Source organism: Megamonas hypermegale, from assembly GCF_900187035.1.
Classification (GTDB): domain Bacteria; phylum Bacillota; class Negativicutes; order Selenomonadales; family Selenomonadaceae; genus Megamonas; species Megamonas hypermegale.
Genome location: NZ_LT906446.1, coordinates 1,696,219 through 1,712,272, shown reverse-complemented (window position 1 = coordinate 1,712,272; position 16,054 = coordinate 1,696,219). Strand labels below are relative to the sequence as shown.

General features: G+C 30.8%; 15 protein-coding genes and 1 other RNA gene. 10 read left to right on the top strand and 6 right to left on the bottom strand.

The genetic code is table 11. The features are described 5' to 3' along the window. Nucleotides 1–136: 136 nt before the first annotated feature. From CKV65_RS08295 to ssrS, 3 genes are all read right to left on the bottom strand, one after another. A complete protein-coding gene (locus tag CKV65_RS08295) occupies nucleotides 137–1,816 on the bottom strand; it encodes a sensor histidine kinase (RefSeq protein WP_027890188.1) in 1,680 nt (559 codons plus the stop codon). A gap of 10 nt (nucleotides 1,817–1,826) precedes the next feature. Beyond that, complete coding sequence (locus CKV65_RS08290; protein ID WP_027890189.1) at nucleotides 1,827–2,522, bottom strand: response regulator transcription factor; 696 nt, start codon at nucleotides 2,520–2,522, stop codon at nucleotides 1,827–1,829. Nucleotides 2,523–2,785: 263 nt separating this feature from the next. Beyond that, nucleotides 2,786–2,970: non-coding RNA, 6S RNA (gene ssrS / locus CKV65_RS08285), on the bottom strand. 158 nt (nucleotides 2,971–3,128) lie between these two features. Here ssrS and CKV65_RS08280 point away from each other — a divergent pair. From CKV65_RS08280 to CKV65_RS08245, 8 genes are all read left to right on the top strand, one after another. Beyond that, nucleotides 3,129–3,455, top strand: a complete 327-nt coding sequence (locus tag CKV65_RS08280; RefSeq protein ID WP_027890190.1) for a hypothetical protein — start codon at nucleotides 3,129–3,131, stop codon at nucleotides 3,453–3,455. A gap of 264 nt (nucleotides 3,456–3,719) precedes the next feature. Further along, nucleotides 3,720–4,445, top strand: coding sequence for an amino acid ABC transporter ATP-binding protein (locus tag CKV65_RS08275; protein WP_027890191.1), 726 nt, complete (start codon nucleotides 3,720–3,722; stop codon nucleotides 4,443–4,445). A 39-nt stretch (nucleotides 4,446–4,484) separates the two neighbouring features. After that, nucleotides 4,485–5,348, top strand: coding sequence for a transporter substrate-binding domain-containing protein (locus CKV65_RS08270; protein ID WP_027890192.1), 864 nt, complete (start codon nucleotides 4,485–4,487; stop codon nucleotides 5,346–5,348). Between the two features lie 125 nt (nucleotides 5,349–5,473). Next, nucleotides 5,474–6,163, top strand: a complete 690-nt coding sequence (locus CKV65_RS08265) for an amino acid ABC transporter permease (protein ID WP_036254698.1) — start codon at nucleotides 5,474–5,476, stop codon at nucleotides 6,161–6,163. Between the two features lie 18 nt (nucleotides 6,164–6,181). After that, nucleotides 6,182–6,937, top strand: a complete 756-nt coding sequence (locus tag CKV65_RS08260; RefSeq protein ID WP_027890194.1) for an amino acid ABC transporter permease — start codon at nucleotides 6,182–6,184, stop codon at nucleotides 6,935–6,937. 201 nt (nucleotides 6,938–7,138) lie between these two features. Beyond that, nucleotides 7,139–9,220 (top strand): BglG family transcription antiterminator, encoded by a 2,082-nt coding sequence (locus CKV65_RS08255; protein WP_027890195.1) that lies wholly within the window; start codon nucleotides 7,139–7,141, stop codon nucleotides 9,218–9,220. A gap of 2 nt (nucleotides 9,221–9,222) precedes the next feature. Continuing rightward, nucleotides 9,223–11,151 carry a PTS mannitol transporter subunit IICBA gene (locus tag CKV65_RS08250; protein WP_027890196.1) on the top strand — a complete coding sequence of 643 codons (1,929 nt, stop codon included), beginning with the start codon at nucleotides 9,223–9,225 and terminating at the stop codon, nucleotides 11,149–11,151. A 122-nt stretch (nucleotides 11,152–11,273) separates the two neighbouring features. Beyond that, nucleotides 11,274–12,428 (top strand): mannitol-1-phosphate 5-dehydrogenase, encoded by a 1,155-nt coding sequence (locus tag CKV65_RS08245; protein ID WP_027890197.1) that lies wholly within the window; start codon nucleotides 11,274–11,276, stop codon nucleotides 12,426–12,428. A gap of 72 nt (nucleotides 12,429–12,500) precedes the next feature. On the opposite strand, the gene CKV65_RS08240 is transcribed toward CKV65_RS08245, so the two are convergent. Beyond that, nucleotides 12,501–12,788, bottom strand: a complete 288-nt coding sequence (locus CKV65_RS08240; protein WP_027890198.1) for a hypothetical protein — start codon at nucleotides 12,786–12,788, stop codon at nucleotides 12,501–12,503. Between the two features lie 112 nt (nucleotides 12,789–12,900). Between CKV65_RS08240 and CKV65_RS08235 the strand changes: the two genes are divergently transcribed. Together CKV65_RS08235 and CKV65_RS08230 are read left to right on the top strand one after the other, a co-directional pair. Next, nucleotides 12,901–13,674 carry an enoyl-CoA hydratase/isomerase family protein gene (locus CKV65_RS08235; protein WP_027890199.1) on the top strand — a complete coding sequence of 258 codons (774 nt, stop codon included), beginning with the start codon at nucleotides 12,901–12,903 and terminating at the stop codon, nucleotides 13,672–13,674. A gap of 80 nt (nucleotides 13,675–13,754) precedes the next feature. Next, nucleotides 13,755–14,393: an RsiV family protein gene (locus CKV65_RS08230; protein WP_036254701.1), complete on the top strand. Its 639-nt coding sequence runs from the start codon at nucleotides 13,755–13,757 to the stop codon at nucleotides 14,391–14,393. Between the two features lie 50 nt (nucleotides 14,394–14,443). Here CKV65_RS08230 and CKV65_RS08225 read toward each other — a convergent pair whose 3' ends face one another. Both CKV65_RS08225 and CKV65_RS08220 read right to left on the bottom strand, forming a co-directional pair. Beyond that, nucleotides 14,444–14,944, bottom strand: coding sequence for a hypothetical protein (locus tag CKV65_RS08225; protein ID WP_051177616.1), 501 nt, complete (start codon nucleotides 14,942–14,944; stop codon nucleotides 14,444–14,446). A gap of 20 nt (nucleotides 14,945–14,964) precedes the next feature. Next, nucleotides 14,965–15,927: an alpha/beta hydrolase gene (locus CKV65_RS08220; RefSeq protein ID WP_027890202.1), complete on the bottom strand. Its 963-nt coding sequence runs from the start codon at nucleotides 15,925–15,927 to the stop codon at nucleotides 14,965–14,967. Nucleotides 15,928–16,054: the final 127 nt, after the last annotated feature.

Below are 16,054 nucleotides of genomic sequence, written 5' to 3'. Positions count from 1 at the left end.
CATTCACAAAATTAGTCTGAAAATCTTTTATTATTAAGTAAGAGCGAAATTGTACTTAATAATATTATATATATTATATCAAAAACTATTTAATAAACAATAAAAAAAGCCTCTTAAAAAGAGGCTTAATGAATTTTTAATCTTTAATCAAAGGAAATTGAATTGTTATAGTCGTTCCTTTATCTAATTCGCTAGAAATACTGAGTTTAGCATGGTGGTATTCGGCTATATGTTTTACAATAGCAAGCCCCAATCCTGTTCCTTCAACTTTGATTTGAGAACGAGATTTATCTGCACGATAAAATCTTTCAAAGACATGTGGCAAGTCTTCTTTAGAAATGCCGATACCAGTATCTTTTACAGATAAAGAAACACTATTTGAGTCTTTACTCAGTAAAATATCGACTTGTCCTTTAGGTTTATTGTATTTTATAGCATTTTCTATTAAGTTATAAACAAGCTCATCAATTAATTGACGAACGGCTGAGATTTCACAGCCAGATGTAGGTGTAAAATTGAGCTTAACTTGTTTCTTTAATGCTTTATCGCTTAGGTATAAAATAGTTTGTTTACAAATAGCTGATAAATTTATCGGTTCTTTCATAAAGGAACTATTTTTTTCATCTAATTGAGAAACCTTTATTATATCTTGTACCAAATTAATTAAGCGTTGTGCTTCTTTGTAAATTTTTCCTGCAAATAGTGGTACATCATTTGGTCTAACCATATTGTTTTGCAAAAGTTCAGCAAAACCAGAAATAGATGTAAGAGGTGTTTTTAATTCATGAGAAACATTTGCGGAAAATTCTTGACGCATTTTTTCAGCCATACGTTTTTCTGTGATATCGACAAATAAAATTAAAGCACCTTTAATCTTATCGCGTTTTGTTACAGGACTGGCTATAATCTGATACGTTTTTTCACCCATTGGAAAATAAAATTCTTGTCGTTCACCATTCATGACGGATTGGATAGCCTGATATAAAATATCGTTATTTACTAAAGTGAAAAGGTTTTTATCGATATAGTTGATTTTATCAGCATTTAAAATTTCTAATGCACTATGGTTGACAGAAAGAATTTTATAAGCATGATTGACGAGAATTAAACCTTCTTCAATATTATTGATTATAGTAGTGAATTCACGCTGTTGATTTTTTAAGGTTTTCATCTGTTGCCTAATTTGTTCATTTTGATTTTCTAAGCGGATTAACATCGGATTGAGTTCTTCATAGAGGTCATTCATTATAGGATGCTCAAGATTTATGGAGTTTATCGGAGCAATGATATTTCTAGCCATGCGTCGTGCCGCTAAAAGCGAAATAGCATAGATTATAAGCATCATGGCAAATAAAATTGGCAATGAACCTTGTAGCATATCATAAGCGCTGACATTAGTGCGCGAAAGACGGAGAATAGTTCCATCATTTAATTTTAAGGCATAATAATAAGTGTTGCTTCCAAGCGTTGTGGAAATGCGATAAGCTTCGCCGACACCAGTACTTAATGCAGATTGAATTTCTTGACGCAATAAATGATTTTCCATATTGGTGGCTTCTGCACTATTATCAAATAAGACATTGCCATCACTATCAATCCATGTTATGCGTGTTTGAGTATGAGTATCGTTTAAAAATTGTATAGGGTCACTTAAGTTATTATTAAAAAGATAAGTTATATATACTGATTCATCTTTAACTTCCTGTTTTGTATGTTTGAAAAATAGTGGATAACATAGTGTAAGTGTAAGTATAAACGTACAGATTACAGAAAGAGAGATGAGAAAGCACATATAATGGAAAATTTTCTTTTTCATATTCATAATATCAGTCCACGATTTTATAACCAACGCCACGTATAGTTTCGATTAATTTACTAGCAGGGCCTAATTTATGGCGTAGTGTTTTAATATGCACATCTACAGTTCTAGTTTCAGCAGCATAATTGTAATCCCATACTTCATCCATGATTTTATCGCGGGAGATTACAATATTCTTATTTTTAAGCAAATAATATAGAAGTTCAAATTCTTTTAAGGTTAAAACAACTTCATCATTATTAACATATACTTTATGAAAATCATAATTTAATTTTAAAAGACCGTTACCAGCGACTAAATCATTGTTATCAGATACAGATGTTGTTGTGATTTTATTGCTACGGCGTAAAACAGCTTTTATGCGGGCAATTAATTCCATAACGCCAAAAGGTTTTGTTACGTAATCATCAGCACCGCTATCAAGTCCAGTGATTTTATCATATTCACTACCACGTGCAGTTAACATGATAACAGGAAGATGTTCCGTTTGAGGCATTTTACGTAATTCATTTAAAATATCAATACCACTTATGCCAGGCAGCATGATATCTAATAATACTAAATCAGGTAAACTTTCTTTTATAGCAGGAAAAAAATCTTCAGAATTAATAAATCCATGAGCTTCAAAACCGGAAGATTGAAGTGCATAAATAACTAATTCGCGGACGCTTTCGTCGTCTTCAACGCAGTATATTTTTTTCACTGAAAACACATCCTTTCAAACAAAAGTAAGTTATTATGTATAATATCAATATTATAAAATTTATATACATATTAAAGGTTAATCTTTATTAGATAAAAAGCAATTATTAAAAATACGCAACTAAATAAGAATAATTGTTAATATGTATAATTAGTATAAGAGTTTTTTATATTTATAACAATAAGATAGTAAAATATTTTACACAATTTTTACTAAAAATTAAAAAAGCATTGTCTTACTATATAGTAAAACAATGCTTCTTTAATATGCCCATAATGCCGTTATCTTTAATATGCCTAGACCTGCGATGGCAGGTGGGTATCCTGGATTTTAGTTTTGCTATTCGTTCAAAGACGATTCAACATCCCTAAAATCACTGCCAGATTCCCGTTTTAAAAAAGAGTAAGGTTAGACAATAATGAAAGACTTACGCACATTGCAGGCATAATCCGTTATCAACTGATATTATAATATCATAAAGATAAAATCTATGCAAGGTATTGACAAATATTGAATTTGAAAGTAACTCTAAAATAACTTGCAGATAATGATATCCTCAGTTAAAATAAGTATAATGCTATTTGATTTCAAAGAAGGGATTATTTTATGGAAAATAAATATAGTGTAGCCATTTCATGTCGTAGTGATTTGGGTTATTTAGAATATGATGAAAATACGAAAATGGTTAACATTGTGCTTGCAAATGAAGAAGCTAAAAAACGTGTTGATGATTTTTTACACACAGATTTGACAATACAGATACCGCATGAAACATTACATGATTTTACTACGGTTACGATTAAACCATTAGAAAATGTAGATAGCTTAGAATTGGCTTTGACTCGTTTATGGGAAACAACTGCTGTACATGTAGATTGGAGTCGTCCTGTAGATTATGTTAAAAATGGTATTCGCAGCTTAAAGGATTTATAATTTATAAATACATTTTGAAATAGTTACAACTTGACAATCGAATTAAAGTTAATTATACTAAGTTTATTCTTAGAGGATAAATTTTCGTTAAACTGTTACATTGTGAATAGAATTTCTTTTTTTTGACAGAAAACGAAGATGCTTGTTTTTAAGAGTTAGCGAATATAATAAATTTAATATTAAATTAGAAACAAAGGCGTTTCATTGTATGATTTATGACAATGAAATGCCTTTTTTGTTTATTTGTTTAGTAGGTGGGATTTTATGATAAAACTAGAACATGTAGAAAAATATTTTGGTAATATTCATGTACTAAAAGATGTCAATTTAGAAGTAAAAGAAGGAGAAAAATTAGTTATTATAGGGCCTTCTGGTTCTGGAAAATCGACGACGGTGCGATGCATGAATTTTTTAGAAGAACCAACTAAAGGAAAAGTTTTTATTAACGGTGAACAGTTAACGCATAAAAACAAGACAAAGATTATAAAAGATAATATTTCAATGGTTTTTCAGCAGTTTAATTTATACCCACATTTAACAGTTTTAGAAAATTTAACATTAGCTCCTGTTAAATTACACCATAAAAGTAAACAGGAAGCTGAAGAATTAGCTTATCATTATTTAGATGTAGTAGGGTTAAGAGATAAAGCACATGTTTATCCTTTAACTCTTTCAGGTGGTCAACAACAGCGTATAGCTATTGCGAGAGCATTATGTACACAGTCAAAAATTATTTTATTTGATGAACCAACATCGGCCTTAGACCCTGAAACTATTCAGGAAGTTTTAGACGTCATGGTAAAACTAGCAAAAGAAGCCAATATCACCATGGTTGTAGTAACACATGAAATGGGATTTGCTAGACAAGTTGCAGATAGAATAATCTTCATGGCTGATGGACAGATTATTGAAGAGGGCTCACCAGCTACGTTCTTTAATAATCCTACCAATGAACGAGTTAAAAATTTCTTGGGAAAAATTATTCATTAAATATAAAATACAGCAAAGTTCAGAGGAGTGGAATTATTTATGAGAAGTTTAAAAAAATGGGTAGTAGGAATTTTAACAGTATGTATGTCTGTTATGATGTTAGCAGGCTGTGGTAGTGATACTGAAACTAAATCAGCATCAAACTCTGATAATCCAAGTGATGTACAGGAAATTATAGATAGAGGTACTTTAAAAGTTGGTGTAAAAAACGTAACTAAAGGTTTTGGTTATGAAGACCCAGCAACTGGTGAATATTCTGGATTAGAAATTTCTTTAGCTAAAAAATTAGCTGAAAGCTTAGGGGTAGATGTAGAATTTACTCCAGTAACAGCAGCAACTAGAACTGCTTTACTTGATTCTGGCGATATCGACTGCGTAATTGCTACATTCACAATTACAGATGAAAGAAAAAATAGTTGGGATTTCACAACTCCATACTATACAGACCATGTAGGTGTATTAGTTGAGAATTCTTCAGGAATTAAAAACTTAGCTGATTTAAAAGATAAAACAGTTGGCGTATCTTCTGGTTCTACATCTGCTAAATCTTTAGTAGAAGCAATGATTAAAGCAGGCGTTATTTCTGGTGATGGTTATGATGCTAAAACATTTGACCCAGCAACTTGGACAACAGGTGTAAAATTCAAACAGTATGATGATTATCCTGCTATTTCTACAGCTTTGAGTGCTGGAGATGTAGACGCATTTTGCGTAGATAAATCTATCTTAGCTATTTATAATACAGATGGACGTTCTTATATTGAAGAAGAATTTGCTCCACAAGAATATGGTATAGCAACTAAAAAAGGTTCTGGCTTATCTAAAGTTGCAGAAGACTTCGTTCAAAAGAGCTTGAATGATGGCACAATAGATACATTGATTACTGAAAATAATTTAAAATAAAATGTAAATTATAAGGGATAATATAATAAATCTAAAGCTTTATATGGCTTTAGATTTATTATTATTATTATTCTATGGTATTTGTGTAAACTATGAATTTATGATTGATTTTAGTGGTGATGTTTATGGAAGAAATTTTTTCTAAAAATGATTGGTTAATGATATGGAATTATAAAGATACGTTTATTTTAGGTTTTTTAAATACCTTAGAAACAGCAATCATCGGTATTATTTTGTCATTGGTTATAGGTATTATAATCGGTTTAATGGGTACAAGTTCTAATAAAGTTTTTCGTACAATAAATCGCATCTATGTCGAAGTAATTCAAAATACTCCGTTATTATTACAATTATGTGTTTTTTATTATGTATTAGCTTTTTCGGGATACAAAGTAAGCATTTTATTTGCAGGTATAATATCTTTAGGTGTTTATCATGGAGCTTATATGGCAGAAGTTTTTCGTGCAGGCATAAGTTCTATACCGAAAGGTCAGTTTGAAGCTGCAACATCACAAGGATTTAATTACGTTCAGAGAATGTATTATATAATTTTGCCACAAAGCATAAAAATTATATTACCGCCAATGGTAAATCAGGTTGTGAACTTAATAAAGAACACATCTTGTTTATATATCATAGGTGGCTCCGATTTGATTTCCTTAACGTATAATTTTGTTACAGGTTCAACTACTGGCGGAGCGTATGCACCGGCTTATATTGTATGTGGCATTTTGTTCTTTATAATTTGTTTTCCATTATCAACCTTGGCTACTGTATGGGAAAGTAGATTAAAGAAAAAAGATGTAATGGCATGATAAAAGGATGTTTTAATTATGAATGAATTTTTAGCGAGTTTATCTATATTAGAAAAGCCAGCAATTTTAGTATTTATATTAAAAGGTGTTGTATTTACTTTAATAATTTCAGTAATAGCAGTACTTTTAAGTATCATATTTGGTTCTGTATTGGCTTTAGTGCGAAATTACTGTACATCAAAGAAAAATGTTATTTTTAAATGGTTGGCTACCATATACATTGAAGTTTTTAGAAATACGCCGTTATTGTTTTGGATTTTCATTGGAATAATTATTATTCCAGTTCCACGTCTTTTTGCGCATAGCATGTTAGGTTTGTCTTCTGTAGAGACTAAATTATTGTTTAAAGCTACATTGGCTTTGACATTGTTCACATCAGCTGTAATTGCTGAAATAATTCGTGGCGGACTTAATGCTGTACCAAAAGGACAATTTGAAGCCAGTTATTCACAAGGTTTTAATACTTTCCAAACAATGGTATATATAATTTTGCCACAGGCATATAGAAATGTAGTACCAACATTATTAAGTCAAGTAATAACTACTATAAAAGACTCTTCGTTCTTAGCTAATGTAGCGACGATTGAATTAATGTCTTGCGTAAAGAAAATATTGAGTAACGCTAGTTTGTACAACGGAACAAATACGATAAATGTATCTGATGTATTCGTATTGTTTGGCTGTGCAGCGCTTATATATTTCATAATAAACTATACATTATCTTGTGTAGTTAGATATTTACAAAGCAAGAATAAACAAGAATCATATGCATAGTAAGAATACACTTCAAAGGATAAAGCTTTTGAAGTGTATTTTTTTATGTCATTTATTAAATAAAATTAGATTATTTAATATTGTCCAAAAGCATTAAAGACTTAATAATATATCTTAAGATTGAAATGTATTAGTGATAAACGGTATAATAAAAATGTAATTTGAAACCGGTTACCTAATAATCATATAAGGACAAATTGTATGAAAATAAATGAACGTTCAAAATTTATAATTAATAAGCTAATAAAGGCAGATGGTTATATTACCGCTAATGAAATTGCTGAAGCATTGCAGGTAAGTAACAAAACAATAGTTAGACAATTAGGAAATGTAGAAAAGATTTTAACACAAAATAATTTATTATTAGAACGAAAAACGAGCAAAGGAATGCGTATTATTGGAACGCAAGAGGATAAAGAGAATTTATTTAATTTAATTGCGGAAAACCAAAATATGCAACATGAATATTTACCAGCAGAACGATGTAATATTATTTTAAGTCAGTTGTTAAAATCGCAAGAACCTATAAAACTTGTGGTGTTATCACAGTTATTAAATGTTACAGATGCAACGATTAGTAATGATTTGGATAAAATTGAGCCATGGATACAAAAAATGAATATGAGATTGATAAGAAAACCAGGTTTGGGTGTTTATTTAGAGGGTTTAGAGAAGGATATACGAAAAGCGATTATCAGTCATATTTATGAAAATATCCATGAACAAGATATTGTTAATTTACTTTATAGTAAGAAGACGAATAATAAAAAATTAATAAGCGATGCAGATAAGTTTTTATTAGATTTAGTAGATAAAAATATTATTCAAAAAGTAGAAGAAGCTATAAAGATAACACTGCAAAAACAAGATAAAAATTTATCCATTAATGCATTTTCAGGATTAGTAGTACATTTAACGTTAGCAGTACAAAGGCTTTTAAAGGGTGAAACGATTAAAATTGATAATGCTTTTTTAGAGAAAATAAAGCAAAAGCGAGAGTTCAATATAGCAAAAGATATTGGCAGAAATATCGAAAAAGTTTTTCAAGTACAAATTCCAGAAGAAGAAACTGCTTATATTACAATGCATCTTTTAGGAGCAAGGAATAATTATGAGCAAGATTTAGATGTACAGTACAGTAGTTTTCATTTAATAAAAATAGCAAAAGAAATGGTGAAAATTGCGCAAAGAGAGAGCGGTATTTCATTATCAAAGAAAAGTAAATTACTGATTGGCTTAGTTAAACATTTAAGGCCAGTAGTCATGCGTATAAAATGGAAGATGGAAATTAGAAATCCGCTTTTGCAAGAAATGAAAGAAAAATATCCTAAATGGATGATTTTAGCAAAAAAAGCAGCGAAGCCATTAGAAGATGAATTAAAAACATCATTACCAGAAGCAGAAATAGCTTATTTAGCAATGCACTTAGGTGCAGCATTAGAAGAAGATAATCTCAATCAAAGAGTGTTTAAAGTATTAGTAGCTTGTCCTACAGGAATAGGAACTTCTAAACTATTAGCAACTCAATTAAAAAGAGAGTTTTCTAATCTAGAAATTGTAGCAGTTGTATCAGCTGTAAATGTTGATTATGACTTATATAAAAGGGAAAATGTAGAGTTTATCATTTCTACAGTACCGATAGAAAATGCAAAACTCCCAGTAATTGTGGTTGACTTTATGCTCAATGAGAATGATAAAGCAAATATTATTCATCAAATGAATATATCGATAGCATTAAAGAAGCATATTGAGCATAAAAAAATTAATTATAGATTAGTGGATAGATTAGACAGAATTCATACTTATATTAAATATATAAATGAAATATTACAGGGATTTTTTTATCGTGAATATCTGGAAATAAAAGATGTGGATGAACTTTGTATTAATGTAAGTCAAATCTTGTCAAATGAGTTAGAGAGAGAAATTTTAGTTCGTGATTTGCAAAAGAGAGAAGATAAAGGCAGTACGGTTTTAAATCACTTAATGATTTTACATGCAAAATCTAAGTCTATAAAATCTTTGCAAGTTGGCGTTATAAAATTACAAAGAGAATATGTAAAGGATAAAATGAATATTTCTACGGTGTTAGTTTTATTAGCACCAGAAGATGTGGAACCAATAGCATTAGAGACTATAGGTCATATATCAGAGAGTTTATTAGAGAGTTTGAATTTATTAGATATTTTGTATGAAGGTTCATTTGATGAAATTTATAATGAACTGGAAAAAATATATGCTATTTATTTCAAAGAAAAATTAAAAAAGGTAATGGAGGGTTAATTATGACAGAAACAAGTAAAACAGGTGCTGCTCAGGAAAAAATGCAAAAGTTCGGTAGATTTCTAAGCGGCATGGTAATGCCTAATATCGGTGCATTTATTGCTTGGGGTTTACTTACTGCATTGTTTATTCCAACAGGTTGGATGCCAAATGAATATTTAGCGGCAGCGGGAGCACCGATGTCTAAATGGTTAATTCCACTGCTCATCGGTTATAGTGGTGGTAGTGCAATTTATCAGCATCGTGGTGGTGTTGTTGGTGCTATTACAACAGCAGGTATTATTGCAGGTTCAGAAATTCCAATGTTCTTAGGTGCTATGATTGCAGGCCCATTTGGTGGTTGGATTATTAAAAAATTTGACGACATGTTCCAAGATAAAATTCCAACAGGTTTTGAAATGCTCGTCAACAACTTCTCAGCTGGTATTTTAGGTGGCTTTCTAGCGATTGTTGCTTATGCAGTTGTAGGTCCTGTTGTAACTACAGTTAGTGAACTTTTACGTGAAGGCGTTGAAGGCATTGTAGCTATTGGTCTTATTCCATTAGTATCAATTCTCGTTGAACCAGCAAAAGTATTATTCCTCAATAACGCTATCAACCATGGTGTATTTAGTCCAATAGGTATTCAAGAATCTCAAGAAGTTGGTAAATCTATCTTCTTCATGATTGAATCTAACCCTGGCCCTGGTTTCGGTATGCTTCTTGCTTTCTGCTTATTCGGTAAAGGTATGGCAAAAAGTTCTGCACCAGGTGCGGCTATCATTCACTTCTTAGGTGGTATTCATGAAATTTACTTCCCATATGTTCTCATGAAACCTATCTTATTATTAGCTTTAATTCCAGCAGGTATGGCTGGCGTATTCACACTTACTTTCTTAAATGGTGGTCTTATAGCACCAGCATCTCCAGGTAGTTTCTTAGCTATCTTAGCAATGACACCAAAAGGTGCATATTTCGCTAATATTGTAGCTGTAGTAATTGCAACAGCAGTATCCTTCGTAATTTCTTCCGCTATTTTAAAAGCTTCTAAAGATGATGGTGATTCATTAGAAACTGCACAGCAAAATATGAAAGATATGAAAGCTCGTAGCAAAGGCGAAACAGTAAATACAAATCTTCCAAAAGATGATGTTGTAGTAAGTGGTAGTGAACTTAAACGTATCATGTATGCTTGTGATGCTGGTATGGGTTCTTCAGCAATGGGCGCAAGTGCACTTAGAAATAAACTTAAAAAAGCAGGTTACGGTTATATTTCTGTTAAAAACTGTGCAATAGGTAACATTCCAAAAGATACACAGCTTGTTGTATCCCATGAAAAATTAGCTGAACGCGCAATTGAAGATTCACCACAAGCAGAACATATTTTTGTAAAAGATTTTATCAAAAACAACGTATTTGATATCATTTTAGCTAAGTTGCAAGACCAAGATGGAGCAGCTAAAAAAGAAGAACAGCCTGTAGAAACAGATGCACCAGAAAAATCTATAGAAGATGAAACAGTTTTAAAACGTGCAAACATTAGACTCGGTTTAGATAGTGTATCTAAAGAAGAAGCTATCAAAATGGCAGGCGAACTTTTATATGAAAGTGGTTATGTTGGTAAAGCATATATCGATGGTATGCTTGCTCGTGAAAGAGATGTAAGCACATTTATGGGCCGTGGGATTGCAATCCCACATGGCGAAAATGCTGTAAAAGATAGTGTTAAAAAATCTGGTATCGTTGTATTGCAATTCCCTCAAGGTGTAGACTTTGGTACAGGCACAGCACATCTTGTAATTGGTATTGCTGGTAAAGGTGATGAACATTTAGCAATTTTAGCTAATATCGCTATAGCACTTGATGAATACAGTGATAAACAAATGGAAGAATTCTTTAAAACTACAGATAAAGAAGCTTTATACGAATTGTTCACAAAGACGAATGAATAATTGGTAATCGATAAAAATAACTCTGGTTGATAATAAATTGTTCATTTAATGATGGTTTATTATCAATCAGATGTTATATAATAACAGAACGTAGTTATTTAATAATAATGGGGGTATTTTTAATGAAAGCAGTACATTTTGGTGCCGGCAATATCGGCAGAGGCTTTATTGGTGAATTATTATTTGAATCTGGATTTGAAACAACTTTTATTGATGTTGTTCAACCAATTATTGATTATATAAATGCAAGCCATAGCTATGAAATGTATGTTATTGATAATAATTATGAAAAAAAGGTTATAAAAAATGTAAAAGCTGTTTCCTCTATCACTGATGAACCAGCAGCTGTAGAAGCTATTTGTGAAGCAGATATTATTACAACTTCTGTTTGTGTAGACAACTTAGATAAAATTGCACCAACACTTGCTAAAGGTTTAAAAGAACGTTTAAATCGTGGCGGTAGCAAAGTAAATGTAATGGCTTGTGAAAATGCTTTTTATGCAACTGATATGTTAAAGAAAGCATTAGTTGAAAATAAAAAAGCTCCTATTACAGAAGCAGAACTTGATGAAATCGGTGCATTTCCAAACGTAGCTGTAGATAGAATTGCACTTTGCAAAGTGGTAGATGGTGTTAAAATACCACAAATTCAATCTACATTTGAACTTGTTATCGAAAAAGATAAAATGGTAGACCCAACAGCTCAACCTATTAAAGGTGCTGAATATGTAGAAAATCTTGGCATGTATTTGGAACGCAAATTATATGTATTTAACTGTGGTCATGCCGCAACTGCATATTTTGGCTATTACAATAATCGTGCAACAATTTTTGATGCACTTGAAGTGCCAGAAATCAAAGCTGATGTAATTGCTGTTATGAAAGAATCAGCAATGGCTATGACTAAAAAATATCCATTTACATTTGAAGAATTAGAAGCATATATTGAAAAAATCATTAAACGTATATCTTTAGAAGAATTACATGATGAAGTTGTACGTGTAGGTCGTTCTCCAATTAGAAAACTCAATGCTAAAGACCGTCTTGTAGGTCCAGCACTCTTAGCTGAACAGTATGGACTTGATAATAGCCATTTAGCAAAAGCTATTGCTGCAGGTTATGCTTTTGATTGTAAAGATGATGAACAGGCTGTAGAAATTCAAAATTATATTGCTGAAAATGGTATTGAAAAAGCAGTAGAAAAATATTCTTCACTTACAGCTGAACATGCACTTTATCAAAAAGTAATTGATGCATATAAAGCATTAAAAGCTTAAGATTTTTAAATAATTATATTGCTATCCCTATCTTAGATAAAAAAATGAAAGCACAGTGTTTATACTGTGCTTTCATTTTTTTATGCGAGCTATATATTTATCTGTTGCAAAATCAAGCATTTCTTGCCAAGTTTTAAATTGAGTATTTTTAGCAACATGTTTATCCATTAATTCTTCTGGTAAGTCTTCAAAATCTTTTTGACAAGTGATGTTGAATTTACCGCCCGAGAGAAATTTAGCAAAAGTTTTATATTTTGTATACTTGCGCATAAAGGAAATATCGAATACTTTGTCAAAATCTATTAATTGTGGTTCAAATTCATTTGGCAATTTATAATAACCAGTTATTTTTACACTCATTTAAAACACTCCTAAATTTAAAATTTCTTTAATTATATAACTGGAATATAATATAATGCAAAAAAGTATTTTACAAATAAATTATTAAGATTAAAAGTATAGGAGGATTTTTATGGAAAATGTATTAGTTGATAAAAAAGACAAGGTAGCTATCATGACGTTAAATCGTCCTAAATGTTTAAATGCTATGAATGATGGATTAGTAGAAGATTTTCATGCAGCATTGACACAATTAGAACAAGATGAAACGGTGCGTGTTATTATATTAACAGGTGCAGGTAGGGCATTTTGTGCTGGTGGAGATTTAAATTATTTAGAGGGGTTGACTGATGATTTAGCAAGACAAAATTTCATTAGACGCGTTGGACAGATGACTTCACATTTAAAAAATTGTGCAAAACCCGTGATTGCTATGGTTAATGGTGTAACAGCTGGAGCTGGCGTGAATTTAATGTTAGCGTGTGATATTGTTTGCAGTAGTGAAAATGCTAAATTTATTCAAAGCTTTGTGAATGTAGGACTTATACCGGATTGTGGTGGTATGTATTTGCTTAAAAAAACAGTGGGACTTCAAAAGGCAAAGGAATTGATGTTTACAGCTGATGTTATAAGTGCACAAGAAGCAGAAAAATTGCAAATGGTAATGCATGTGTACACGCAAGAAGATTTAGTTATTGAAACGGAAAAATTAGCGAATAAAATAGCGAATGGTGCACCTCTTGCTATTCGTTACATGAAAAAAATGCTTAATAAATCATATCATAATTTAGAAGAATTTCTTGATGAAGAAGTTTTAGTACAAGCTTTTTGTTTGAGTACACATGATTGTAAAGAAGGTATACAAGCATTTAAAGAAAAACGTGTTCCTCAATTTATTGGAAAATAATTTATTTCTTTAAGATGATTTTAATTTTATTGTGGTAATATAACCTATATAATAAGAATATTATTTAGGAGGGAAAAATTATGTGGCGTATTTTTGTAAGTGCAATGATGATGCTTTTATTACTTGTAGGCGTAGCTGGTGCACAGGAGGTGTCGCAGGGTTATCAGATAAAAGAAAATCAAATTAATTCAGAATATGTAGAAGGTAAATATCCTACGGTGGACGTGGATAATATTTTGATTAAGTCCAAAATAAATTCTCAAATTGAAAAGATAGTCAATAAATATATTGATTACACTAATCAACAAAATACAGATGGTTATGAAGTTACAGGTTTTGTAAGTTACGATATTAGAGCTAATAATCAAAACTTTTTTAGTTTGACGATTGATTGTTCTTCTATGTTAAAAGGTGCAGCACATCCAAATACGTATACGTATGGCTTGACTTTTGATAATAAAGGTAATGTAATTAATTTTAGTCAGATTATACAAGAAGATAAAATGTCTGGTAAAAATTTATATACGGTAAATAATTTAACAAAAGAAGTTTTAGCTCAATTTGGCGATAAAATTTATGATAGTAATTTTATACCACTCAATATTACAGCATTTCCGAAAGAATTTTATATAGATGATGATGGGAATTTGCATGTATTGTTTCAAAGATATGAAATAACTCCGTATGCTGTAGGATTAGTAGATGTTATCATGCAATAAAGTTAAAAAAAGGCACTATTTAGATGAAATAGTGCCTTTTTATATTGAAATCAAAATAATAAAGAGGTTGGCAAATAAAATACATATGGAGCAGTGAAGATTGCTAAAGAAATGGATAATTTTTGACGTTCTTGCGGAGAAATCAGTGCTTCACGCAAACAAAATCTACTATTGAACCAATAGATTAAATAGGCGGAAATAAAGACTGCAAAAGTCATTAAAATGAATACATAAACATTAGTAAATGCATTGTAATTAATAGCCATCATATTATCATTCCACCACCAATGAAGAGGATTTTCAGGTGAAAATTTTATTATGTTTACAGAAAATAAAATTAAACAGCCAACGAAGTCAGCTAAAAAACCACAAATCCAAGTGCGCCAAATTACGGTTTTTAATATAGTTTTGATATTGGATATTTTTAACACTTTCAAAGTTAACACTATGATAAGAGCATCGAATAAAAGATTAGCTGGCATTATAAATAGCCAAGTTGTAGGAAATATCCATAATAGCCATATGGGAAAGATTATATTATATAATTTCAAATTGAAAACCTCCTGCACAATTATTGAAGTAAATTATTTTTTAATAGGAAATCATGAATTACTTGATTATATTCTTCGGGATAATCAGTGATGCCTTGCGCATGAATGGAGTTTTTAAACATGTGTATTTCTTTTGGAGAATTACAATTATTGTACAAATCAGATAAAGTAGCAGGTGGAATTAATGTATCAGCATCGCCATGTAAAAATAAAATTGGCACTGTAGCTTTTTGTACCGCCATGCGTGGAGAAAGCATATCGAGTGTAGCTCCAGTATGCCAATACATGCAGACTTGAGAATACATCCATAAAATATCAAGTATTTTAGAATTTGTAGGAAGTTGTATCATATTGTGCAAATGACTGTAGTATAGACTTTTTAAATCGCTATAAGAGCTATCTTCAACGTAAAAATCAGCACTTTGTGTTGAAAGACCGCTGTGAAGCAGTGCAAAAGCTCCGCCAAGCGAAACGCCGTGAATGCCTATTGTGTTTTGATGCATTGTACTGCGCAGATAATTGCACCATGTATCAATATCTTTGATTTCGGTTTGTCCCCAAGTTATAGTGCCACCGCTTTCACCGTGACCACGTAAATCAATCAATAAGACGTTAAAACCTAAACGAGCATATGTATCGATATAATTTATACTCATTGAACGATTTTGGTATAGACCGTGAATTAAAATGACGGTTTTTGTCGAATTATTGTTGATGAATGTTCCTGTTAAATTTTGTTTATCATTATATGTTGTAGGCAATACTATTTTTTGTGCATTAGGTAAAGTCTGTTCTAATGTATTTATATTAGTTAAATCTTGTGAATGGTTGATTATACCTGTTAAGTTAATATTTAATTTAGGGTCACTGAGTTCTTGATAAAGAATATTGCCTAAAATTAATCCTAAGGTATTAAATGTAATGATACTGCCAATCAAAATACCTACAATAAAAATGAGGATTTTAGAAAGAAGATTTTTCATAAAATTACCACCTATAAGTTTAAGTACATCAATGAGTATATATTATTTTTTTATAATAATAAAGTTAAAATATGATTATATATCTATGATAATTATTATCTATTAATATCCTTTGTTGCATTTTAAT